This is a genomic window from Streptomyces sp. NPDC025806, assembly GCF_055558275.1.
Genome location: NZ_JBVHMU010000021.1, coordinates 61,323 through 83,166 on the forward strand (window position 1 = coordinate 61,323; position 21,844 = coordinate 83,166).

Annotated in this window: 23 protein-coding genes; 15 read left to right on the forward strand and 8 right to left on the reverse strand. The window is 71.9% G+C overall.

Features of this window, described 5'->3' with window-relative positions; genetic code table 11:
• Positions 1 to 81: 81 nt before the first annotated feature.
• From ACZ4E1_RS34370 to ACZ4E1_RS34385, 4 genes are all read left to right on the forward strand, one after another.
• A complete protein-coding gene (locus ACZ4E1_RS34370) occupies positions 82 to 672 on the forward strand; it encodes a non-oxidative hydroxyarylic acid decarboxylases subunit B (protein ID WP_467546896.1) in 591 nt (196 codons plus the stop codon).
• Positions 673 to 713: 41 nt separating this feature from the next.
• The gene (locus ACZ4E1_RS34375; protein ID WP_467546898.1) at positions 714 to 2,207 is read left to right on the forward strand and encodes a UbiD family decarboxylase; all 1,494 of its coding nucleotides are present in this window, start codon (positions 714 to 716) and stop codon (positions 2,205 to 2,207) included.
• Between the two features lie 283 nt (positions 2,208 to 2,490).
• On the forward strand, positions 2,491 to 3,072 hold the full coding sequence (locus ACZ4E1_RS34380; RefSeq protein WP_467546900.1) for a carbonic anhydrase: 582 nt from the start codon (positions 2,491 to 2,493) through the stop codon (positions 3,070 to 3,072).
• 8 nt (positions 3,073 to 3,080) lie between these two features.
• Positions 3,081 to 4,568, forward strand: a complete 1,488-nt coding sequence (locus tag ACZ4E1_RS34385; RefSeq protein ID WP_467546902.1) for a SulP family inorganic anion transporter — start codon at positions 3,081 to 3,083, stop codon at positions 4,566 to 4,568.
• Positions 4,569 to 4,655: 87 nt separating this feature from the next.
• Here ACZ4E1_RS34385 and ACZ4E1_RS34390 read toward each other — a convergent pair whose 3' ends face one another.
• Positions 4,656 to 5,963: a phytase gene (locus ACZ4E1_RS34390; RefSeq protein WP_467546904.1), complete on the reverse strand. Its 1,308-nt coding sequence runs from the start codon at positions 5,961 to 5,963 to the stop codon at positions 4,656 to 4,658.
• Positions 5,964 to 6,156: 193 nt separating this feature from the next.
• Between ACZ4E1_RS34390 and ACZ4E1_RS34395 the strand changes: the two genes are divergently transcribed.
• A complete protein-coding gene (locus ACZ4E1_RS34395; RefSeq protein ID WP_467546906.1) occupies positions 6,157 to 7,113 on the forward strand; it encodes a DUF389 domain-containing protein in 957 nt (318 codons plus the stop codon).
• 40 nt (positions 7,114 to 7,153) lie between these two features.
• Here ACZ4E1_RS34395 and ACZ4E1_RS34400 read toward each other — a convergent pair whose 3' ends face one another.
• Both ACZ4E1_RS34400 and ACZ4E1_RS34405 read right to left on the reverse strand, forming a co-directional pair.
• Positions 7,154 to 8,011: a Rieske (2Fe-2S) protein gene (locus ACZ4E1_RS34400; protein ID WP_467546908.1), complete on the reverse strand. Its 858-nt coding sequence runs from the start codon at positions 8,009 to 8,011 to the stop codon at positions 7,154 to 7,156.
• Positions 8,012 to 8,129: 118 nt separating this feature from the next.
• Positions 8,130 to 8,549, reverse strand: a complete 420-nt coding sequence (locus tag ACZ4E1_RS34405) for a winged helix-turn-helix transcriptional regulator (RefSeq protein ID WP_467546909.1) — start codon at positions 8,547 to 8,549, stop codon at positions 8,130 to 8,132.
• A 110-nt stretch (positions 8,550 to 8,659) separates the two neighbouring features.
• Here ACZ4E1_RS34405 and ACZ4E1_RS34410 point away from each other — a divergent pair, with 110 nt between their 5' ends.
• On the forward strand, positions 8,660 to 9,475 hold the full coding sequence (locus ACZ4E1_RS34410) for an NAD(P)H-binding protein (protein ID WP_467547011.1): 816 nt from the start codon (positions 8,660 to 8,662) through the stop codon (positions 9,473 to 9,475).
• Here ACZ4E1_RS34410 and ACZ4E1_RS34415 read toward each other — a convergent pair.
• Positions 9,472 to 9,702, reverse strand: coding sequence for a DUF6480 family protein (locus ACZ4E1_RS34415; RefSeq protein WP_467546911.1), 231 nt, complete (start codon positions 9,700 to 9,702; stop codon positions 9,472 to 9,474). The two genes, ACZ4E1_RS34410 and ACZ4E1_RS34415, sit on opposite strands and share 4 nt — an antisense overlap.
• Before the next feature lie 131 nt (positions 9,703 to 9,833).
• Between ACZ4E1_RS34415 and ACZ4E1_RS34420 the strand changes: the two genes are divergently transcribed.
• On the forward strand, positions 9,834 to 10,256 hold the full coding sequence (locus ACZ4E1_RS34420) for an SseB family protein (protein WP_467546913.1): 423 nt from the start codon (positions 9,834 to 9,836) through the stop codon (positions 10,254 to 10,256).
• 42 nt (positions 10,257 to 10,298) lie between these two features.
• Here ACZ4E1_RS34420 and ACZ4E1_RS34425 read toward each other — a convergent pair whose 3' ends face one another.
• Positions 10,299 to 11,462 (reverse strand): acyl-CoA dehydrogenase family protein, encoded by a 1,164-nt coding sequence (locus tag ACZ4E1_RS34425; RefSeq protein ID WP_467546915.1) that lies wholly within the window; start codon positions 11,460 to 11,462, stop codon positions 10,299 to 10,301.
• Positions 11,463 to 11,634: 172 nt separating this feature from the next.
• On the opposite strand from ACZ4E1_RS34425, the gene ACZ4E1_RS34430 reads away from it, so the two are divergent.
• Positions 11,635 to 12,843 (forward strand): oxygenase MpaB family protein, encoded by a 1,209-nt coding sequence (locus tag ACZ4E1_RS34430; RefSeq protein ID WP_467546917.1) that lies wholly within the window; start codon positions 11,635 to 11,637, stop codon positions 12,841 to 12,843.
• Positions 12,844 to 12,904: 61 nt separating this feature from the next.
• Here the strand turns inward: ACZ4E1_RS34430 and ACZ4E1_RS34435 are convergent, their stop codons facing one another.
• Entirely contained in the window at positions 12,905 to 14,068 is a 1,164-nt protein-coding gene (locus ACZ4E1_RS34435) for a TetR/AcrR family transcriptional regulator (protein WP_467546919.1), read from the reverse strand.
• Positions 14,069 to 14,303: 235 nt separating this feature from the next.
• Between ACZ4E1_RS34435 and ACZ4E1_RS34440 the strand changes: the two genes are divergently transcribed.
• The 7 genes from ACZ4E1_RS34440 to ACZ4E1_RS34470 all read left to right on the forward strand — a co-directional run bounded on the left by ACZ4E1_RS34440 (position 14,304) and on the right by ACZ4E1_RS34470 (position 20,096).
• Positions 14,304 to 15,878 carry a long-chain-fatty-acid--CoA ligase gene (locus tag ACZ4E1_RS34440; protein WP_467546920.1) on the forward strand — a complete coding sequence of 525 codons (1,575 nt, stop codon included), beginning with the start codon at positions 14,304 to 14,306 and terminating at the stop codon, positions 15,876 to 15,878.
• Positions 15,879 to 15,910: 32 nt separating this feature from the next.
• Positions 15,911 to 17,866 carry a GMC family oxidoreductase N-terminal domain-containing protein gene (locus tag ACZ4E1_RS34445; RefSeq protein WP_467546922.1) on the forward strand — a complete coding sequence of 652 codons (1,956 nt, stop codon included), beginning with the start codon at positions 15,911 to 15,913 and terminating at the stop codon, positions 17,864 to 17,866.
• 149 nt (positions 17,867 to 18,015) lie between these two features.
• Positions 18,016 to 18,222 (forward strand): DUF5988 family protein, encoded by a 207-nt coding sequence (locus ACZ4E1_RS34450; RefSeq protein WP_467546924.1) that lies wholly within the window; start codon positions 18,016 to 18,018, stop codon positions 18,220 to 18,222.
• A 70-nt stretch (positions 18,223 to 18,292) separates the two neighbouring features.
• Entirely contained in the window at positions 18,293 to 18,751 is a 459-nt protein-coding gene (locus ACZ4E1_RS34455) for a hypothetical protein (protein ID WP_467546926.1), read from the forward strand.
• Between the two features lie 73 nt (positions 18,752 to 18,824).
• Positions 18,825 to 19,301, forward strand: a complete 477-nt coding sequence (locus ACZ4E1_RS34460; protein ID WP_467546928.1) for a hypothetical protein — start codon at positions 18,825 to 18,827, stop codon at positions 19,299 to 19,301.
• On the forward strand, positions 19,298 to 19,435 hold the full coding sequence (locus ACZ4E1_RS34465; protein WP_467546930.1) for a hypothetical protein: 138 nt from the start codon (positions 19,298 to 19,300) through the stop codon (positions 19,433 to 19,435). The genes ACZ4E1_RS34460 and ACZ4E1_RS34465 overlap by 4 nt, the downstream gene beginning before the upstream one ends.
• A gap of 4 nt (positions 19,436 to 19,439) precedes the next feature.
• Positions 19,440 to 20,096, forward strand: coding sequence for an HD domain-containing protein (locus tag ACZ4E1_RS34470; RefSeq protein WP_467546932.1), 657 nt, complete (start codon positions 19,440 to 19,442; stop codon positions 20,094 to 20,096).
• Between the two features lie 50 nt (positions 20,097 to 20,146).
• Here ACZ4E1_RS34470 and ACZ4E1_RS34475 read toward each other — a convergent pair whose 3' ends face one another.
• Both ACZ4E1_RS34475 and ACZ4E1_RS34480 read right to left on the reverse strand, forming a co-directional pair.
• The gene (locus ACZ4E1_RS34475) at positions 20,147 to 21,574 is read right to left on the reverse strand and encodes a sodium:solute symporter family protein (RefSeq protein ID WP_467546934.1); all 1,428 of its coding nucleotides are present in this window, start codon (positions 21,572 to 21,574) and stop codon (positions 20,147 to 20,149) included.
• Positions 21,571 to 21,834, reverse strand: coding sequence for a hypothetical protein (locus ACZ4E1_RS34480; RefSeq protein WP_467546936.1), 264 nt, complete (start codon positions 21,832 to 21,834; stop codon positions 21,571 to 21,573). Before ACZ4E1_RS34480 ends, ACZ4E1_RS34475 begins: the two co-directional genes overlap by 4 nt.
• Between the last annotated feature and the right edge of the window lie 10 nt (positions 21,835 to 21,844).

Below are 21,844 nucleotides of genomic sequence, written 5' to 3' on the forward strand. Positions count from 1 at the left end.
GCGGCTTCTGGGTCCGCCGACCGAAAAGGTCCACGCGCACGGCCCGGGGCGGTCCGACAGGAGACGAGGAAGGGCGTTGCCGTGCGATTGGTCGTGGGGATGACAGGAGCGACCGGCGCGATCCTGGGCGTCCGGCTGCTCGAGGTGCTGCGGGAGCTTCCCGGGGTGGAGACGCATCTGGTGCTCAGCCGCTGGGCCCGGACCACCGTCGAGCTGGAGACCGGCCGCTCGGCGCGCGAGGTCGCGCGACTGGCCGATGTCTGTCACGACCCGGCCGACCAGGGCGCCGCGATCTCCTCGGGCTCCTTCCGGACCGACGGCATGGTGATCGTGCCGTGCAGCATGAAGACCCTCGCGGGCGTGCGGGCCGGTTATGCCGAGGGCCTGGTGGGGCGGGCGGCGGACGTGGTGCTCAAGGAGCGCCGGCCCCTCGTGCTGGTGCCGCGGGAGACGCCGCTGAGCGAGATCCACCTGGAGAACATGCTGGCGCTGTCCAGGATGGGCGCGCGCATCGTGCCGCCGATGCCCGCCTTCTACAACCACCCGGAGTCCGTCGACGACATCGTCGATCACGTGGTCAGCCGTGTGCTCGACCAGTTCGGTCTCGCCGCGCCGCGGGCGCGGCGGTGGGAGGGCATGCGCGCGGCCCGCCTGGGCACTCCGACCCGCTGACCCGTTCCCTGCACACACACCCGCCCCTCCAGGAGACACACATGACACAGCATGGCCCTGCCCTCAACTTCCGTGATTTTCTCGACGACTTGCTGGACCGCGGGGACGCCGTGCGCGTCGAGCGGACGGTGGACCTCGACCTGGAGCTCGGCGCGGTGACCCGTCGGGTGTACGAGACCCGCTCCCCCGCCCCGCTGTTCGACTCCGTCTCCGGGGGCGACGCGGGGATGAGGGTCCTCGGCGCGCCGGCGGGCCTGAGCGGCGAGGCGCAGGGAGCGTACGGCCGCCTCGCCGCGCACGTCGGCCTGCCGCCCCGCAGTTCGGCACGGGACGTCGTCGAGAAACTCGTCGCGGCGATGCACGCCGACCCGGTGCCCCCGACCGTCGTCCCGACAGGCCCTTGCAAGGAGAACGTCCTGCTCGGCGCGGACGTCGACCTGGAGCGACTGCCGGTACCGCTCCTGCACGAGGAGGACGGCGGCCGGTACGTGGGCACGTACGGGTTCCATGTGGTCCAGAGCCCCGACGGCCGGTGGACGAGCTGGTCCGTCGCCCGGACGATGCTGCACGATCGCACCACCCTGGTGGGCCCGGCCATGCCGCAGCAGCACGTCGGCATGATCCGCGAGATGTGGCGCGATCAAGGCCGGCCCACGCCGTGGGCGATGGTCCTGGGCGCTCCCCCGGCCGCGCTGGCGGCGGCCGGGATGCCGCTCCCGGCCGGGGTCGACGAGGCCGGGTACGTGGGCGCGCTCACCGGGACCGGGGTGGAGGTCGTCCGGACGGAGACCAACGGGCTGTATGTCCCGGCGAACGCGGAGATCGTCCTGGAGGGGTACATCAGCGCGGACGGGACGGGTTCCGAGGGGCCGATGGGCGAGTACCACGGCTACTCGCTCCCCGGCGGCAAGCCGCAGCCGCTCTTCCACGTGGAGGCCGTGACCTTCCGCGACCGGGCGATCCTGCCCGTGTGCGTGGCCGGGGTCCCGCCCGAGGAGAACCACACGATCTGGGGCACGATGATCTCCGCCGAGGCGACCGGTCTGCTCCGGTCCGCCGGCCTGCCGGTCGACCTGGCCTGGTGCTCGTACGAGGCCGCGACCTGCTGGATGGTCGTCTCGGTCGACCGCGCGCGGCTCGCCGCCCGCCGGACGACGGAGGAGGACCTCGTCCGTGACATCGCGAAGGTCCTCTTCGACTCCCACGCGGGCTGGCTCGTGCCGAAGGTGATCCTCGTCGGCTCCGACGTCGACGTCACCGACATCGGCCAGGTCGCCTGGGCCCTCGCGACCCGCTACCGCCCTGGCACCGAGTACGTCTTCCCGGACGCCCCCGGCATCCCGATGGTCCCCTATCTGACCCGCGAGCAGATCCGCGCGGGCCGGGGCGGCAAGTCGGTCATGAGCTGCGTCCGGCCCGAGGAGTTCGACGGTGAAGTGCGCGGCAGGACCGCGTCGTTCGCCACCTCCTACCCCGAGGAGCTGCGGCGGCGCGTGACGGAGGACTGGGCCGCGTACGGGTTCGGGGACGACTGAGCGGAAATCCGCCACCGATGATCGCGCTTCAGCCCCTTTCCGGATGGAAACGTCCAGTTAACCCGGCGGGCGACTTTGCATGGCTATGGTGTTTCTTGGCAGTTCGTTGACCACGTCTTGGTGTGCGCAAGAGATGTGAACCGTCCGGAAGGAGCGGCACGAGCCGCGCACGGGACGAACTCCCGCCGGGACGGCGTCCGCACCCGGCGGCCCCGGGACACCCCCACACCTGTCCTTGTCCGTCCGACGCGCCTTCGTGGTGCGCCAGGAGGAAACACCAGCCATGCACCCCCTCATCGACAATGCCCGCACGTTCGGACAGCGCCCTGAGGAGTTCGCCGGACTCGCCGAAGGCCAGTCACCCGAAGTTCTGTTCATCACCTGTGCCGACTCCCGGGTCGTGCCGGCGCTGATCACCGGCGCCCGCCCCGGCCAGCTCTTCGAGCTGCGCACCGCCGGCAACATCGTCCCGCCGTACGCCTCCGCGCACCCCACCGGCGAGGCGGCCACCATCGAGTACGCCGTGGAGGTCCTCGGCGTCCGGCACATCGTGGTCTGCGGCCACTCGCACTGCGGCGCCGTGGGCGCCGTGGTGCGCGGCGACGACCTCGGCGCCGTGCCCGCCGTACGGGACTGGCTCGCGCACGCCGCGGGGAAACCCGCGTGCGCGGATCCCGCCGACCCCACCGTCGCCGAGGCGGTGCAACACCACGTCCTGACCCAGCTGTTGCGCCTGCGCTCCTACCCGTGTGTCGAGCGGCACCTGCGCACCGGCCGCCTCGATCTGCGCGCCTGGTACTACGAGGTGCACACCGGAGGCGTGCGCGAACACCGCCCGGAGACCGACACGTTCGAGGCGCTGTGAGGGGCACGATGACACTGAGGTCGAGGTTTCCCTTCCTGCGGCAGGATGTCGCCGCTTCCCTCGTCGTGTTCCTGGTGGCCCTGCCGCTGTGCGTCGGCGTGGCGGTCGCCTCCGGCGTCCCCGCCGAACTCGGCCTGGTCACCGGCATCGTGGGCGGGATCGTCACCGGCCTGCTCCCGGGCAGCAGCCTTCAGGTGTCGGGCCCGGCCGCGGGCATGACCGTCCTGGTCTACGAGGCGGTCAGCACGTACGGAGTGGCCGCGCTCGGCGTGATCGTCCTGATGGCGGGTCTGTTCCAGCTCGCCATGGGCTTCTTGGGGATGGGCCGCTGGTTCCGGGCGATCTCCGTGTCCGTCGTCGAGGGCATGCTCTGCGGCATCGGCCTCGTCATCATCGCCGGTCAGCTCTACGCGGCGGCGGGCCTCAAGGCCCCCGGGACGGGCCTCGGGAAGATCGCGGGCCTGCCCGGCGCGTTCGCCGACGCGATCGGCAGCTCCCAGGCCCTCGTCTCGCTCGCGATCGGCGCCGGCACCGTCGCCGTCATCGTGCTGTGGAAGCGGCTGCCGGCCAAGGTGCGGACGGTGCCCGGCGCCCTCGCGGCCGTGGTGCTGGCGACGCTGGCCTCGCTCCTGGGCGACCTGCCGGTCGCCACGGTCGAGGTGGAGGGCCTGCTCGGCGCGATCCAGCTGCCGGGAACCGGCGCGCTCGGCGAACTGGCCGACCCGGCGATCTGGGGCACCGTCCTCGCGTTCGCGCTGATCGCCTCCGCCGAGTCGCTGTTCAGCGCGGCGGCCGTGGACCGCCTGCACACCGGTCCGCGCACCCGCTACAACAAGGAGATGATCGCCCAGGGCGCGGGGAACACGGTGTGCGGCCTGCTCGGCGCGCTCCCGATGACCGCGGTGATCGTGCGCAGTTCGGCGAACGTGCAGGCGGGCGCCAGGACGAAGGCGTCGCGCGTCCTGCACGGCGTGTGGCTGCTGCTGTTCGCGGCGGCGCTGCCGTCGACGCTGGCGCTCATCCCGCTGCCCGCGCTGGCCGGCGTCCTCGTGCACGCGGGATGGAAACTGATCCCGTTCCGTCAGGTCGGCCTGCTCTGGCGGGGGCACAGGGGCGAGGCGCTGATCCTCGTCGTCACCGCCGGGTCGATCGTCGCGATGAACATGCTGGAGGGTGTGCTCATCGGTCTGGCCCTGGCCGTCGTCAAGACCGCCTGGGAGGCCTCGCACCTGAAGACGGAGGTCATAGACAAGGGCGCCGGTCCGATTCAGGTGCACCTGTCGGGCAACGCGACGTTCCTGCGGCTGCCGAAGATACTCGACAGTCTGGAGGCGCTTCCGCAGGACCGGCCGATCGAGGTGTACCTGTCCGGGCTGCACCATCTCGACCACGCCTGCCGTTCGGCGCTGGAGAGTTGGGCCGAGCAGCACAGTGCCTCGGGCACGGCTCCGGTGCGGGTCACGGCCGACGAGCCGGTGCGGGCCGCCGCGCCGTAGCGGCCGTGCGTAAAGGCGGGAGCGGGGCCCACACACCGGCACGTCCGGTGCGTGGGCCCCGCCTTCCCGTTCGGCGGCGTCGCCGGGTCAGTCGTCGAGCGCGACGAGCACAGGCTTCAGGTCCACGAACTTGAAGTCCGTGGCGTCCCGGCCCGTCTCCCCCGGCTTGTCGTCGCCGTCCTGGACGACGAGCAGGCCGTGCGGGTACTTCGTCCCGAGCGGCTCGTTCAGGACGGCGGCGCCGTCGCTCTCCTCGGTGCCGTCGAGGGTGGCGGAGGCGGCCGTGATCCTGAACCCGCCCTCGTACTCGTTGTCCTCGTCACGTTCACGGTCGTAGGCGGCGAAGGTGTTGTCGCCCTGGCTGGAGGCGAGAAGATAGCCGTCGCCGTCCTTCTGGCGCAGCAGGGTGAGTCCCTCGACGTCGGCCCGCAGGCGCGTGCCGCCGTAGCCGGGGTCCGTGCCCGGGACGCACTCCTCGGTCTCCGGGTCGTACGTGCCGGGCACGCCGTACTCGCGGACCTTGTCGACGAGTTCGGGGGTGCCGCCGAGGTCGGCGTCCATCCTCCAGATGCCGACGTCCTCCTGGCCCGCGTAGAGCGTGCCGGTCTCCGGGTCGATGACCATGCCCTCGACCTGGGGCAGTTCGTCCGGCTCGGCGCACGGGGTCCACGTCCTGCCGTTCGGCAGCTTGAACGCGGAGGGCAGTGCGAGCGTGCGGATCTTCCGGTACGAGACGGTGCCGTCGGAGCCGGCGGTCAGTTCCAGCAGGCTGAGTTCGGTGCGCTCGCGCCGGCTGACGACCGCGTACGAGCGACCGCTGGACGGGTCGGTCCAGGTGGCGAGGCCGTAGGCGGTGCGCTGCTCGTTGATCTCCTCCTGGGAGCCGGAGAAGACCGCCGGAGCCGTGGGGGCGGTCACGTCGGTGAGCGGGGCGTCCGAACGGTCCCCGTCGATGCGGTAGATGCGCAGGCGGTCGCTGCCCCGGTCGCTGGTGACGGCCAGATCGGTCCTGCCCGAGGGGGTCTTCATGCCGGGCACGAGGTCGACGTTGTTGAACCGGCCGGGCGCGTCGTCAGGACCGGGGGCACGCGGCGCCGGGACGGACTGCACTTCGCGCGCGTCGAGGTCGTAGACGCGCAGGCCTCCCTCCTTCACCGTGGCGATGACGAGGCTGCGGTCCGGGTCCGCCGGGTTGCGCCAGATCGCGGGGTCGTCCGCGTCCGCGTTGCCGCCCGCCGCGTCGTCGTACACGGCCGGTGTCTCGGCGGCCGGCCGTACGGCGGGCAGGTCGTCCGCCGCGACGGCGGATCCGGGCACGACGGTGGAGAGTGCGGCGAGCGCGGTCAACAGCGCGAGCCGGCCTACGACTTGGCGGGTCCGGTGGGACGGGGCCATGAAGGGGGATCCATTCCTTGTCACGATCATGACCACCTCACTGTCGGGCGGGCCGGTGAAGAAGTCCGGCGGGCGAGGGGACCGGGAAGCGTCCTTGAAGTGAAGAGCGACTGAGCACCGGGCCGCGCGAGTCCCCGGGCGACGCGCCGGTCACGGTACGGGGCTTCGGCACGGGACGCGCCAGAATCGGCCCGTGCTGCATGTACGACTCATCGCCCCGCCCGACCGCACCGACGCCGCCGCGCGCATCGCCGCGGACAGCCCCGCCGCGGTGAACGTGATCCTCCTCCGGGGCGCCGCGCATCAACCACCGGGCGACGTCGTGGAGTTCGACGTCGCCCGCGAGGCCGCCGACACCGTGCTGCGTGAACTGCGCGCGCTCGGCCTCGAAGAGAGCGGCGGCATCACGGTGGAACAGCTCGACGTCTCACTGTCGCGCGCGGCGGACCGGGCCGAGCAACTGGTCCCGGGCGACCCGGACGACGCCGTCGTCTGGGACGAGCTCGCGGCGCACACCGCCGCCGACTCCCGGCTCACCTGGGCGTTCCTCGCCTTCCTCACGCTGGCGACGCAGATCGCCGCCATCGGCGCGCTCCTCGACCAACCGGTCCTCATCGTCGGCGCCATGGTGCTCGGCCCGGAGTTCGGGCCCGTCTCGGCCATCTGCTTCGGTCTGGTGCGCGGGGACGGGAGAGCCGTCGGTGGCGCCGTCCGCACGCTCGTGGTCGGCTTCGCGGTCGCCATCGCGTTCACGATGGCGTGCGCGGCCGTGGGCCGGGGGCTCGGCTGGGTCACGCCGGACATGCTGGTCACCCGCCCGCTGACCGACTTCATCGTGCATCCGGACCGCTGGTCGTTCATCGTGGCGCTGCTCGCCGGCATCGCCGGCACCCTCTCGCTGACGGCCGGCAAGTCGGCCGTGCTCGTAGGCGTCTTCATCTCGGTCACGACGGTGCCCGCCGCCGGAAACCTGGCGCTCGCGGTGCCGCTCGCGCACTGGGACGAGGTGAGCGCGTCGCTGGTTCAGCTCGGCCTCAACCTCATGGGCATGCTGATCTCCGGCACCGCGACCCTGATCGTCATGAAGCAGCTCTGGGCACGGTACGGGCTGCCGCTGACGGCTCCCCGGGCCGCACGTGAGGCTGCCTGACAGCGGTCGGCCACCGGTCACCGGTCACGTGACGGATGGTTCAGGCAGTGGCCGAACGGACGTGGACCCGCCCCGCGTCGTCGACCTTCGTCTCCCAGCGCGGCGCGTCCGCCGCCGCCGGCCCGCGCGCGGCCCTACCGTCGGCGAGCCGGAACTCGCTGCCGTGCCAGGGGCAGCGCACGCAGTCGCCGTCGTCCAGCACCTCGCCCTGGTCGAGGGGGCCGCCCGCGTGCGTACAGACAGCGGACAGCGCGTACACCGTCGGCCCGCGGCGGACGAGGACGACCGGCACCTCGCCGGCCTTGACCCGCAGGGGCTCGCCCTCGCTCAACGCGTCCAGGGCGGCCACGTCCATCCACTCGTCGACCTCCGGCTGGAACGCCGTGTGGTTCACGCCGATGCCGCGCACCAGTGTCAGATGGCCCCCGAGATAGGAGGCGGCGGCGGTGAACGCGAAGCCGACGCCGCTGAGCACCGCGCCGGTCCCCCGCCGGCCCCGGCCCCGGACGACCCAGCTCGCCGTCTGCAGCACGGTCGCGGTCGCGTTGCAGATTCCGTGCACGGCGCCGATCCGCTGGTCGGAGCCGTACGTGTCGGACCAGTCGGAGGCCCCCGACGCGGCGGTCGGGACCGCCGCGAGCAGCCCCACCCCGACGAGCCGGCGCGCGGCGGCGGCTCCGGCCGGGCCCGCCGTCACGTCCAGTACCGAGGCCATCGCCCAGGCGCCGATGGGGACGTCCGTCAGCATCGGGTGCAGCTGATGCCCCAGCCAGGTGCCCGACAGGGCGTTCTTGACCGCTGAGCAGCGCGTGAGCCGCCCCACCCGTCCGGCGGCGGAACGGCACAGACCGTCCAGTGCTTCCATGCCCTCGACCTGCTTGATCAGGTGCTGCGCCATGGTCGCCTCTCTCAGCCGGTACGGAATCAGCGAGTCTCCCCACAACCTAAAACCTCCCGCGCCGCCCCTGCATGTCGAGCCGCCGCCGTGCGCCGCGGGCGGTGACACGCCTCCCGGCTCAGCGGATGTCGTGGTCGGGGTGGGCCTCGTCGTACGCGTGGCGGGCCTCCGCGATGACGGTGCGATGGGCGAGCGACCAGTCGGCGAGCGCCTTGACCAGGTGGGTCAGTCCGGCTCCGGTCCCGGTGAGGCGGTAGTCGACCTGGGCGGGGACGGTCGGGTACACGGTGCGCAGCACGAGGCCGTCGCGTTCGAGCCTGCGCACGGTGAGGGTGAGCATGCGCTGGGAGATGCCGTCGATGGCGCGCTGCAGTTCACGGAAGCGGCGGGGTCCACCGGCCAGTTCGACGATCACGAGCACGGACCATTTGTCGCCGATGCGGTCCAGGACGTCGCGGATGCCGCAGTCGGGGTGCTCCTGGCGCCCGCAGGGGTCGAGCTCGGCGGGGGTGGTTACCCCGGTGTGCGTGGGTGACATCAGAGTGCCTTCTTGTCGCCGGTGGTCGTGCGATCGAGGATCGAGCGTAGTTGCTGATCAAGCGTGGTTACCGATGAGAACCACCGACGGAAGACGGCTGTGCGATGAACATGATCTTGGTGACGGGTGCCGGCGGGAGCCTCGGCTCGGCGACCCTGGCGGCACTGCGGGCGGGCGGAGCCACCGCCGCGGGCGGCAGCCGGACGCCCGGCGCGGGGATGCGGCGTCTCGACTTCGACGACCCCGCGAGCCTGGATCTCACCGGGGTGGCGACCCTGGTCCTGGTCTCCGCCGGGTACGCCGAGGACGATCAGGTCGTCGCCCGGCACGCGGCGGTGCTGGACGCCGCCGTCCGCGACGGCGTCCGCCATGTCGTCTACACGAGCCTGACCACGGCGGGCGACCATCTCGGTTTCGCGCTCGCCCACCGGGCCACCGAACGCCTCGTCCGCACGAGCGGACTCCCGTGGACGATCCTGCGCAACGGCCTGTACGCCGAACTCTTCGGCGGCCTGCTGAGCTGGACCGGGGAGGGCGTGGAGTCGGCTTTCGGGGACGGCGCCCTGGCCGCCGTGGCGCGCGAGGACCTCGCCGACGCGGCCGCGATCGTCGCGGCGGATCCCGCACCGCACAGGGAGCGCGTCTACGACCTCGTCGGTACTCCGATCACGGCGCGGGAGGTGGCCGGCCGGCTCGGCGTCCCGCACCGCACGATCGGCCTGGGCGAGTACCGGCGCAGGCTCCTCGAGGAGACGCCCGGACTCCTGCCGTTCCAGCCACCCATGCTCGCCTCGATCGCCACCGGCGTCCGGCACGGTTTCCTGGCCGGCACGACCCCCGACCTCACGGCCCTGCTCGGCCGCCCGGCCCGCGACCCGCTGACCACCGCCGCGTCGGCGGCCTCCGCCGGTCGCCGATCGGCTTAGGCCAGCAGGGACACGACCATGGCGATCAGGCCGATCGCCACCAGGAGTGTCACCACGGCGATCGCGACGAGGGGCATGGTGCCCCAGCCCTTGCGCAGCAGTTCGGCCTGCGGGTACGAGATGGCGGCTGTCGTCCCCTCCTCGGCCGGTGGGGTCTCGCCGGGCGGCACCGCGCCACCGGCGGCGAGGCCTGGGGTACGGCGCGGATCGGGGTCGGTCCCGTTCATGACACGCCTCCTCTCGGTGACGTCTGCGCCCGACGGGTACCCCCGCACCGGCGGGGGTACCGTCTGTTTTCACATGGTTCGATCACTTCTGGGTACCGGACAGTCATCGGACGAGCCGCTGAGGGAAGCCCATGTGTGACGACATCATCCCCATGGAACTGTTCGCGGGCGCGGCCCAGGACGCCCTGCGCGACCTCCGCCGGTCCTCCGACGACATGGCCGCGCTGGACACCCTCGCCGCCTGCGACATCCTCGTACCGGAATCGGCCGGCTCCGACGCCGGCGACCGCCCGGAGTACGGAAGACTGACCCTGCCCGTGATCGACGAACCGCCGGGGCTGCACGCCGTGCCTGTCTTCACGTCACCCGAGCGCATGGGCCGGGCGCTCCCCGGCATCCACGGAAGCCATCAGGTCCAGCTCGGCCTCCTGGCGGCCAACTGGCCCACCGACGAGGACCTGGCCCTGCTCATCGATCCGGGCCACCACGACGGACTGATCCTCACCAGCCAGGGCGTACGCTCCCTGCTCGCCCAGCGCGGGGACGGCGCCTAGGGAAGGGCGCCTGAGCCGTGCGTCGCCCTAGAGTCCCAGGTCCTAGAGTCCCAGGTCTCGGCCGACGATCTCCTTCATGATCTCGGTGGTCCCGCCGTAGATCGTGCTGATACGCGAGTCCAGGTAGTCGTGGGCGATGCGGTACTCGAGCATGTAGCCGTAGGCGCCGTGGAGTTGGAGACAGCGGCCGACCATGTTCACGTACGCCTCGGTGGCCCAGAACTTCACGGCAGCCGCGTCGACCGCCGTGAGGTCGCCGCGGGAGTGCCGGGCGAGGAGGTCGTCGAGGTGGCTGCGGCCCACCCGCGCCGTGGTGACCATCTCGGCGAGTTCGAATCGGGTGTTCTGGAAGGAGCCGATCGGCTTGCCGAACGCCGTGCGCTGCTTGACGTGGTCCAGGGTGCGTTCGAGGACTCCCTCCATGGACGCCACAGCGTTGGCGGCGATCGAGATCCGCTCCTGGGGCAGGTTCCGCATGAGGGCCTTGAAGCCCGTGCCTTCCTCGCCGAGCAGGTTGGCGGCCGGCACCCGCACGTCCTGGAAGAACAGCTCGCTGGTGTCCTGGGCGTGGAGGCCCACCTTCTCCAGGTTCCGGCCGCGGGAGAAGCCGGGGCGGTCGGCCTCGACGACGAGCAGGCTGAGCCCGCCGTGCCGGTCCGGCCCGGTCCGTACGGCGGTGACGACGAGGTCGGCGTTCTGGCCGTTGGAGATGAAGACCTTGCTTCCGTTGAGCACGAACGTGTCGCCGTCGCGGACGGCGGTGGTGGCGATGCCGGCGAGGTCACTGCCCGTGCCGGGTTCGGTCATCGCGACGGCCACGACGAGGTCCCCGGCGGCGATCCCGGGCAGCCAGCGGGCCTTCTGCGCGTCGTCGGTCAGATCGGTGAAGTAGGGCACGACGATGTCGTTGGACAGACCCACGCACGCGAGCGCGTCCGCCGCGGGATGACGGGAGAACTCCTCGCCGATCACCGCGTTGAAGCGGAAGTCGGTGACGCCCGCGCCCCCGTACTCCTCGGGGATGTTGAAGCCGAGGACGCCCACGCGGGCGGCTTCCTCGAAGAGCGTGCGGTCGACCTTCCCCTCGGCCCGCCACCGCTCCACGTGGGGCGAGGCGTGCTGGTCGGCGAACGCGCGGGCGGTGTCCCGCAGAAGTTCGTGCTCGTCGTCGTAGAGGGAGCGCTGGGTGGAGATCACACGGGTCATTCGGTCACCACTCCTGATTCTGACGCGCGGCGCGTCGACTCTTGCCGACCCCGGCAGGCCTCGTTATGTTAATCAGAAATCACACCCGTGGGCAGTCCCGCCGATCAGTCAACTGGCAAGGGAACAAGGCGAGTCGAGGACTGCTTCGACCTACTTGGAAGTAGGTAAGTGAATGGGAAATATCAGCAGACGACGTGTGCTGTCGCTGGGCGCCGTACTGGGACTGGCGAGTGTGGCCTCGGCGCCCGAGGCGTGGGCCTGGTCCTCCCGCGGCTCGCTCGCCGACACGGACACGGTCACCGATCCGTTCCAGGTCTGGGATCCGGAGCCGGACGAGGTGGCCGCGCGACTCCTGGCCGACGGTGTGATTCCGGCGGTCAACACCGCCTGGCACTCCTGGGTCGACAACGCGGACCCGCTGCCGGCGGGCATGCCGGGCTATCTGACCAGCTACCTCCAGCAGGTCAACCGGCTGCCGTCATGGGCGGACACCACCCAGCTCGCCGCGTCCGAGCGCTACTACAAGCGGCTGGCCTCGTACCTGTTCGTCTCCCAGAGTCTGGGCAGCGGCATCATGAGCACCGTCATCCCCCGGGAGGCCAGGGCCGTCTACTGGTCGGCGGGCGGCGCCGACATGAAGGAACGTGCGGCCAAGACGTTCACCTTCGGCTACGACCTCAACTCGGAGACCGCCTGGCATCCCACAGGGCACTTCGTCGTCACGGCCAACAAGACCCGGCTGGTGCACTCGGTGGTGCGCAACCTGCTGCCGACGTCCGCGCACTTCATGGAGACCTCGGACCAGCCGAAGCCGATCAGCAACGGCGACATCCTGCGCACCTTCCACTCGGTGGCCACCTACGCGCACAGCAACCTGCTCAAGTGGGGCATCCGCCTGTCCGCCGCGGAGCAGGAGGCGGACCTGCACGCGTGGCAGGTCGCCCTCCATCTGCTGGGCGTACGACGGGAGTTCATCCCCGCCACGTGGGCCGACGCGCTGGCGCAGGCGGAACAGATGCTCTGGCCGAACCTGGGCCCCACCGCCGAGGGGACCAGCCTGGCCGAGACGTTGCTGGGCTACATCACGCAACCCACACTGGGCCTCGCCACCGGGTTCGTCCACGAGTTCGTGCGCTATCTGCTCGGCGACGAGATCTGCGACTGGCTCGGGCTGCGCCGCGACTGGGCACAGGCCGCCCTGATCAAGGTGGAGTGGCCGCTGTACGTCGCCTTCCGCGAGGGGACGTCGGGCGTGCTGCCCGGCAGCGGCTACCTGTTCGACCAGGCCCTGCGCGGCATCGCGATGCTCTACCTCAACAACGGCACCTCGGCCACGCAGACCCCGGTGACCCTTCCGGCCGCGAACAGGCCGGGCGCCTGAACCGTGCTCCTGGGGCGCCGCCCTCCCGGATCCCGGGGCGACGCCGCAGGCACGGCCGGAGTCACAGACCGAGGGCCCGGACGACCAGGGTGGTGAGCCCCTCCCGGTGTTCCGGGCTGTCCTGCCACCGCAGCCGACGACCGGCCTCGACGACCACACCGAACCCCGCGTGCACCAGGACCCGGGCCTGCCGCGCGTCCAAGTCGGGCCGCGCCCGCCGCAGTTGCTGCTCCCAGACGGCGATGTGCTCGCGCTGCGCGAGGATCAGCGGCTGCCGCAGAGCGTCCGGCAGCCCGGCGACCTCGGCCTGCGCGACGCTGATGAGACCGGTGTGCTCGAAGCTGTAGCCGACGTACGCCGACGCCAGCGCGACCACCGCGTCGCCCGGGTCGGTCACCTCGTCGAGGCTCCGGTCCACCGCCTGCGCGAGCAGTCCCGCCGCCTGCAGACAGGCGGCCACCAGGATGTCCACCTTGGTGGCGTAGTGCCGGTACAGCGCGGACGGGGCCAGCCCCACGGCCTGCGCGATCTGCCCGTTGGTGACCTTGGCGAACCCGTCGCGGGCGAACAGCGGGACCGCCGCGGCCAGGATCTCCGCCCGCCGCGTGCGCGGCACGGGCTGGGCGGGCAGCCCGACGGGCCGCGGAGCGCGCACGGTCTGCGCGGGGGTGGTCGCGGCGACGCGCAGGGCCGAGCCGAGCAGCACCTCCTCCAGGCGCCGCCGGGCGATCGCGTTGTGGTGCTGGGTGACGGACCCGATCACGCCGAGGGCCGCCACGGCACGCACCTGCGCGCCGGGCCACGAGTGTTCGCGCCGGACGCACTCCGACACCCGGCCGACGACGCGCGCGAACTTGCCCTTGAGCAGCCGCCGGTCCTCCGCGTCGAGGTAGCGCGCCTCCCAGCGGTACAGCCCCCCGGACGCGCGGTGCTCCACCGCGACCCGGGTGACGGCGCCGAGCACCTCCGCGAGGTCCGCGTCGGACGGCACCTCGTCGAGCGTCGCGACGAGCCGGTCCGCCATGACGTTCGCACAGGCGGCGAACAGCGCGTACTTGTTGGGGAAGTGGCGGTAGAGGGCCGTGGCGGTGATGCCCACGGCGGCCGCGATCTCCTCCATGGACGCCGCGTGGTAGCCGCGCTCGCTGAACACCCGGCCGGCAGCGCCGACGATCAACTGCTTGCGGTTGCGGGGGCGCGCGGCGGCGATCGGCTCGGCGGTCACCGGCAGGGGGAAGGTCGTAGAGACGGGGCCATGCGCACCAGTCAATCACACGGTTCCGGAAGGGCAGAGCCCGCTCCACGCCTCGGTCCTCACGTGACGCGGCGTTCACATCCCATGTGATTTTCCATTAACAAAGGGCTTCTTGGGCGGTGCCCGCGCGGGCATAATGACCCTCGCGCGCACCCCGTCCCGTTCCGCCCGCCCCGCCCCGTTCTTCCGGAACCCGAGGAGTGGCATGTCCACCGATACGGCTCCCGCCTGGTCCTTCCGGCACCACTGGATGGCGCAGACGGCCACCCACGCGGCCATGCGGCCCGACAAGCCCGCACTGCGTCATCTCGGAGCGACCACGACCTGGGCCGAGCTCTCGCAGCGGTCCCTGCGGCTGGCCGCCGCGCTGTCCGGCCGGGGCGTCGGCGAGGGTGACCGGGTGGCGCTGCTGACGCTCAATCATCCGTGGTTCGTGGAAAGCGTGTTGGCCGCCAACAGCCTGGGCGCCATGGCCGTCCCTCTCAGCTTCCGGCTCGCGCCGCTCGAACTCGGGTACATCCTGGACGACTGCACGCCGTCCGCGGTCCTCGTCGACGCCCAGCTCCTGCCGCTGCTCCGCTCGGTCCCGGCCGCGGCGTCGATCGCCACCGTCGTCGTCATCGGCGAGAACGGCGCGGCCGAGGGCGAGTTGGCGTACGAGGACTTCCTCACCGGGCACGAGCCGATGGAGCTGCCCGACATCTCCGAGGACTCCACGGCGCTGATCATGTACACCTCGGGCACCACCGGGCAGCCGAAGGGCGTGCTGCTGTCGCACCGGAACATGCAGGTGCAGGCGATCACCTGCATCCGGGCGATGGAGATCTTCGACGACTCCGACGTCGGTTTCCTGACCGCGCCCTTCTTCCACATCGCGGGCCTCGGCTCGATCGTCGCGAACATCCTGGTCGGCGGCACCGTCGTGATCCACCCGATAGGCGCCTTCGACCCGAAGGCCGTGCTCGACGCGTACGAACGCGAGGGCGCCACCGTGGTGTTCAACGTGCCGCAGCAGTGGGACCTGCTCTGCGCCCAACCCGACATCGACAAGCGGGACTTGAAGCTGCGCGTCATCAGCTGGGGCGCCGCGCCCGCGAGCGACGCGACCCTGCGCGCCATGGGCGAGGCGTTCCCGGACGCCCTGAACGTGGCCGTGTTCGGCCAGACGGAGACCTCGCCGATCACCTGCGTCCTGCGCGGCAAGGACTCCCTGCGCAAGCTCGGCTCGGTCGGCCGCCCGATCCCCACCCTCCAGTACCGCATCGTCGACGAGGCGATGAACGACGTACCCGTCGGCGCGGTCGGCGAGATCGTCTACCGCGGTCCGACGGTGACGCGCGGGTACTGGAGGAAGCCGCGGGAGACCGCGGCGGCCTTCGAGGGCGGCTGGTTCCACTCCGGCGATCTGGTCCGGATGGACGAGGAGGGCTTCGTCTGGGTCGTCGACCGCAAGAAGGACATGATCATCAGCGGCGGCGAGAACATCTACTGCGCCGAGCTGGAGAACGCGATCGCGGGGCATCCCTCGGTGCTGGAGGTCGCGGTGATCGGCCGCCCCGACGAGCGCTGGGGCCAGGTACCGGTCGCGTACGTCACCCTCGCACCCCAAGCCTCCCTGCCCCTCGGCGAGTTGACCGACTTCCTGGACGGCAGGATCGCGTCGTTCAAGATGCCCAAGGACCTCGTCGCCGGTGACGGTCTGCCCCGCAACGCGGGCGGCAAGGTCGTCAAGCACGCGCTGCGCACCCAGGACGAGCAGCGGGCACGACGCAACGCCTGACCCGCACCCCATCTCTGAGGACGGACGGCCCCATGCAGCTCGACTCCCGCCGGCGGGCGGCGCTCACCGCGATCTGCGACACCTTCGCCCCGGGGGACGGCGCGGCGATCCCGTCCGCCGGAGCGCTCGGCGCGGTGCCCGTCGCCGAATCCCTCGTACGCGCCCTGCCGCGGGCCGCCGACCGCAAGCAGCTGGCCACCTTGCTGTCCGTGTGGGACGCGAGGCTGACCGGACTGTTCCTGGGCACCGGCGGGCGCCGGTTCTCGGAGCTCACGCCGGCCGCCCGTGAGGAGCTGATGCTCCGCCTGGGCGACGCGTCGTCGGAACGCAAGCGAGTGCTGTTCCAGGCCCTGCGCTCCCTGGCGACCTCGGCGTACCTGCTCACCCCTGGCCCGACCGGCACCTCGCCCGTCTGGGAGGCCATCGGCTACCCCGGCCCCCTGGGCACCCGGCCCGACGCCCCGCTCCCCCGCCTCTCCCCGCTGTCCCCGACGGTCGACACGAGGCTCGACTGCGATGTCGTCGTGGTCGGCTCCGGCGCCGGGGGCGGGACCGCGGCGGCCGTCCTCGCCGGAGCGGGCCTCGACGTGGTCGTGGTGGAGCGCGGCGGGTACTTCGACGACGCGGACTTCGACGGCGGCGAGCACACGGGGCTCACCCGGCTGTACGCGGGCGGCCCGGCGACCACCGCCGAGGGCCAGATCTCCCTGGTCGCGGGGTCCTGCCTCGGCGGCGGCACCGTGGTGAACTGGACGACCTCCTTCCGCACACCCGACGAGATCCGGGCCGAGTGGGCGGGCCTCGGCGCCGCGCAGTTCGCGGAGAAGGAGTACACGCAGGCGCTCGACGCCGTCACGGACCGGCTGTCCGTGAACCGGGACCACAGCGCCGCGTCGGCCCGCGACGCCGTGATGGAGCGCGGCCTGCGCGCCCTCGGCTGGCACGTCGACGCGATGCCGCGCAACGTCGTGGGCTGCGACACGGGCACCGACTGCGGGCGCTGCGGGTACGGCTGCCGGCTCGGCGCCAAGCAGTCCGTCACGAAGACCTGGCTCGCGGACGCCGAGGCCGCGGGCGCGCGCCTGGTCGTCGACACGACCGTCCGTACGATCGAGGTGAGGCAGGGCCGCGCGGCCGGCGTGCGCGCGGTCACCGCGTCGGGCCACTGCGTCACCGTGCGGGCCCGCGCCATCGTCGTCGCGGCCGGCGCCGTCCAGACACCCGCCCTGCTGCGCCGCTCCGGGTTCACCGACCCGAACATCGGGCGGTACCTGCGCCTGCATCCCGCCACGGCCGTGTGGGGCGTCTTCGACGAGGAGATCCGCCCCTGGGAGGGCGGGATGCAGACCCGGTACTCCCGCGAGCACAGCGACCTCGACGGCCACGGCCACGGCGTCATCTACGAGACCGGGCCGGGCAACCCCGCCGCCCTCCAGGGATTCATGAACTGGCGCGGCGCCGGGGCCCATCTCGCCGCCCTGAAGAACCTCCGCCACACGGCGGGCATCGGCGTCATCACCCGCGACCGCGACAGCGGCGTCGTCAAGGTGGCGCGAGACGGCGAGCCCGTCCCGCACTACCGGCTCTCGGCGTACGACACCGCGCATCTGCACGCCGGGATCGAGGGGGCCACCAAGATCCTGGCCGCCGCCGGGGCCCGCCGCATCCGGTCCGCCCATCAGGCGGGCCCCTCGTACGAGCCGGGACGCAGCGGCTCGTACGAGGAGTTCACCGCGGCCTGCCGCAACGCCGGTTACCAGCCGGGCCGTTGCGCGATCGCCGCGCTGCACATCATGGGCACGGCGCGCATGGGCGGCTCCCGGGACACCAGCGCCACCGACCCCGACGGCGCGACCTGGGAGGTCCCCAATGTGGTGGTCGCCGACGCGTCCTGCTTCCCCACCTCCTCGGGGGTGAACCCCATGATCTCCATCGAGGCGATCGCCCACATGAACGCGACGCGGCTGGCGGAGCGGCTCTGCGGGTAGCCGGGCGGCAATTCCCTTGCGGGTCCCCCGCGTTGCCCTCGGCCGCACGCGGCCGGGCCCCTCGCCGGGACCCGACGCACGTGTGAATGCCGGCGGGCCTGTCGGCGCGTCTTGGGCGCGTCGCGTGCGGTGGCACCGAAGATGCGGGCATGAGCGATGCGAGCAAAGCAGTTCTCGAAGGCGGGCCCGACGATCTCCCCGAGCGGATCGTCTCCGTGTCCACTCCGGGGGAGGACATCAAGATCGCCCTTCGTGGCGGGTACGAGCATTTCCGGGCCACCGAGCGCAGCCAGGACACCCCGGAGGGTTCGCTGCCGGTCTACGAATGGTGGGAGCGCACGGAACTGCCCGGCTAGCGTCCCCTCCCCGTGACATCCACCGTGACATCCGCGGCCTCCCGCGCGACGATGGAGGTGGAGTCGAGTGATGGCACGGATGTTCGTCGACGGTGACGATGTGGTCGTGCACCTGTCCTGGCGCGAGAGGGCGGCGGCACGCAGGGGCGACGTGCGCGCTCCGCTCGGCTCGGTGAGCCGGGTGACGGTGGAACCCTCCTGGTGGCGGCCCCTGCGCGGGGTCCCGGGCAAGGGCCGCTGGACCGCCGGGACACGGTGCATCGGCACGCGTACGTACGAGGGTGGTGCGGACTTCGTCGCCATCCGGCACGGCCGGCCGGTCGTCTGCGTCGAGTTCCGGGACCCGGCGCCCTTCCGCCTTCTGGCCGCCTCCGTCTCCACGCTCGCCGAGGCCCGGGACCGAGCGCGGGCGATCAGCGGGCGGGCCCCGGATCTGGACACGTCCACCCCCTGCCGCCAGCCGCTGCCCGTGCCGGAGGAGTACGAGGAGAACCCCGCGCTCGACCAGCGCCGTTCGGACACCGAGTGAAAGGCACACGGGGGCGCGGGCGCGCGAGTTGATCGTCGTATAGTCACGGTCGGCTCGTGTACGGGGAGGCAGGATGAGCAGTGGGGGTCCGGCGGGTGGCGAGGACATCGAGGACACGTGGCGGAAGCCGTGGTGGATCGTCGTCGGTGCGCCCGTGGTGTTCGGCGTGGCGTGGTCCGTGCTGAACTGGTGGATCGATCCCTACGCCGTGGATCTCCCCGACGACTGTCCACGGGGGCCGCGCGGTGGTTGTCTGGTCCCCTACTCCGCCTTCCACTGGCCTGCTGCGATCACGTTCTTCGTCCTGGGGCTGCCCGCTGTGGTGTTCGCGATCATGGGTCTGGTGACCGATCGCTGGCCGCCGGCGCTCGGCCTGGCCCTGGGTTCGATCGCCGGAGGCGTCCTGACGCTCGCCCACGGAGACACGACGGCACATGTCATCTGGGCGGTGGCGCTGTTCGCCCTGGCGGCCACGTCCCTCGTCCTGGTCACCGGCCGCAAGATCCTTCGGCCGCGCAGGAGGTCGCGGAACATCTGGTTCAGCCCGTGACACCGCCGGCGATCGAGCAGCGCGCCGCGGAGATCGGCCGGCACGACACCCCGCACCCGGCGCCCTGCTCGCGGACGATCTACGAGGTCGTCCGCCACGTGGAGGCGCGATCGACTCGGGGCCTGCCACGATGAACGCATGAGCGATGAATCCCGCCGGAGGCTGCTCGCGGAGAAGAACCCCTTCCCGGACGAGCTCGACGAACGGCTGCGCGCCCAACTCGGCTTTCTCGTCGAGGTGGACCGGCTCAAGACCGTGCTGCGGCAGTCGCCGCTCGCCGCGGCGGACCGCCGGGAGAACGACGCGGAGCACTCCTGGCACCTGGCGATGATGGTCACCGTCCTCGCCGAACACTCCGACCGTCCGATCGACGTGGGACACACCGTCCAGCTCGTCCTGGTGCACGACCTCGTCGAGATCTACGCGGGCGACACCCCGCTGTACGACAGTGCCGCCGGCGCCGACCAGGAGGAGCGGGAGGCCGCGGCTGCCGACGAACTGTTCGGCCTGCTCCCGGACGACCAGACGCGGTACATGCGGGCCCTGTGGGACGAGTTCGAGGAACGCCGCACGCCGGAGGCCCGGTTCGCCAAGGCGATGGACCGACTGCAGCCGCTGCTGCTCAACTGGATGGCCCGCGGCGGCACGTGGCGCACCCCGGGGGTCACCGCCGACGAGGTCCGGGCCCGCAAGGCGGTGATCGGGGACGCGTCCGGCGCGCTGTGGGAGGCCGGGCGGTGCCTCATCGACGAGGGCGAGCGGCGCGGCTGGGCGCGGTCGGCGCCTCGGGAGTGACGGCCGCCGGGTCGCGCGCGGCCCCACACCGCGCGCGACCCGGCGGCGGTTCAGTTCGCCTCGGCCGGGACCGGGGCGACGGACCGGGAGCGGACCACCAGCTGGGCGACGGCCGTGACCGCCACGTTCAGGACGAGGGCGATGAGTCCCGTGTCGAAGGTGCCGACGTCCACTCCCCCGAAGGTGAGCCAGATCAGGACGCCGACGCCCGTCAGGATGCCGAGCAGTGCGGGCACGGCGTCCAGGCGGACCTTCCGGGCCAGGCCCATGACGATCGCCGGGGCGAGCTGGGTGAGGCCGCCGTAGGTGAGCAGGAGCAGGTCGGACAGGAGGCCGGGCCGGGTCAGGCCGAGGACGAGGGCGAGCCCGGCGGCGGCGATCACGCAGAGGTGGTTGGTGCGCAGTTGCGTGCGCTCGTTGCCGGCGCTGAGGAGGTTGCGGGACAGGAGGCTGGAGATGCCCACGACGATGGCGGCGGACGGCACCATCGCGGCCGAGGCGGCGGCGACCGCGACGACGCCGACGAGCCAGCCGGGCAGGGTCTGCCCGGCGAGGGTCAGGGCGACGGCGTTCGGCGCCGAGCCCTGCTTGACCAGCAGGATTCCGGCGAAGCCGACGATCACGGGGATGCCGAGCGCGATCTGGTAGAGCGGCAGCCAGATCGCGTTCTTGCGCAGGGCGCGCCCGCTGCCGGCGGCGAGGACCGGCGGCCACAGATGGGCCATGGTGCCGAGGCCGCCGCCGAGGCCGGAGATGACGACGGCCGTCACGAAGAACGTGGTGTCGTAGCCTTCCTGATGGAACGTCAGGAGGTTCGGGTGGCTGTCCCGGACCGTCTCGAAGAGGCCGCCGATGCCGCCGTTCACGGACAGGGCCACTCCGACGACGAGGACCACGAGCCCGATGATCATCAGGGCGTCCTTGAGGTAGGCGACGCGGGCGATGCCGCGGATGCCGGACCACAGGACGAAGGCGACGGTGAGCACGGTGGCGAGCACCATGCTGAGGTTGCCGCCGGTGCGGCTGCCGGTGGCGAGCTGCACGATGAGGCCGAGGCCGGTGATCTGGAGCTGGAGGTAGGGCAGCAGGAAGACGGCGCCGACGACGGCCACGACCTTGCCGAGCAGGGGGCTGTGGAAACGGTCGGTGAAGAAGTCGGCCTGCGTCAGATAGCCGCCCTTGCGGCCCAGTTCACGCATGCGGGGCGCGGTGAAGTACTGGAGGATGAAGTTGATCGAGAGGTAGCACAGGGCGAAGGCCGCGGCCACGCCGCCGCCGAAGGCGATGCCCGCGAGGCCGAGGAAGCTGAAGGTCGTGAAGGACTCGCCCGCCTGGAGGAACCAGGTGGTGAAGGTGGAGAACTTCCGCTTCCCCACGGTCCATTCACCGAACTCCCCGCGGCCGGGCCTGCGTCCGCTCATGCCGACGATCGCGATGGTCACGATGCCGACGAGCGTGATGGCCATGGTGGTGTTCACGCGACGGCCTCCCGACAACTGTCGTGCGCCGCACGGTCGTTCGCGTCGGCGGGATCGGTGTCCTCGTCCTCGCCCGTGTGGCGGGCGAAGTGTTCGACGACCGCGAGCGACGCGGTCGTGCCCGCCGTCCAGAACAGGCACCAGGCGAGGACGGAGGGGATGCCCAGCCAGAGGTGCGGTCCGTTGACGAAGGGCAGGAAGGGGGTGCTGAGGAAAGCCACCACGGGCACGAGGGCCCAGAGCACATGCGGTGTTCTCATCGGGGCTCCA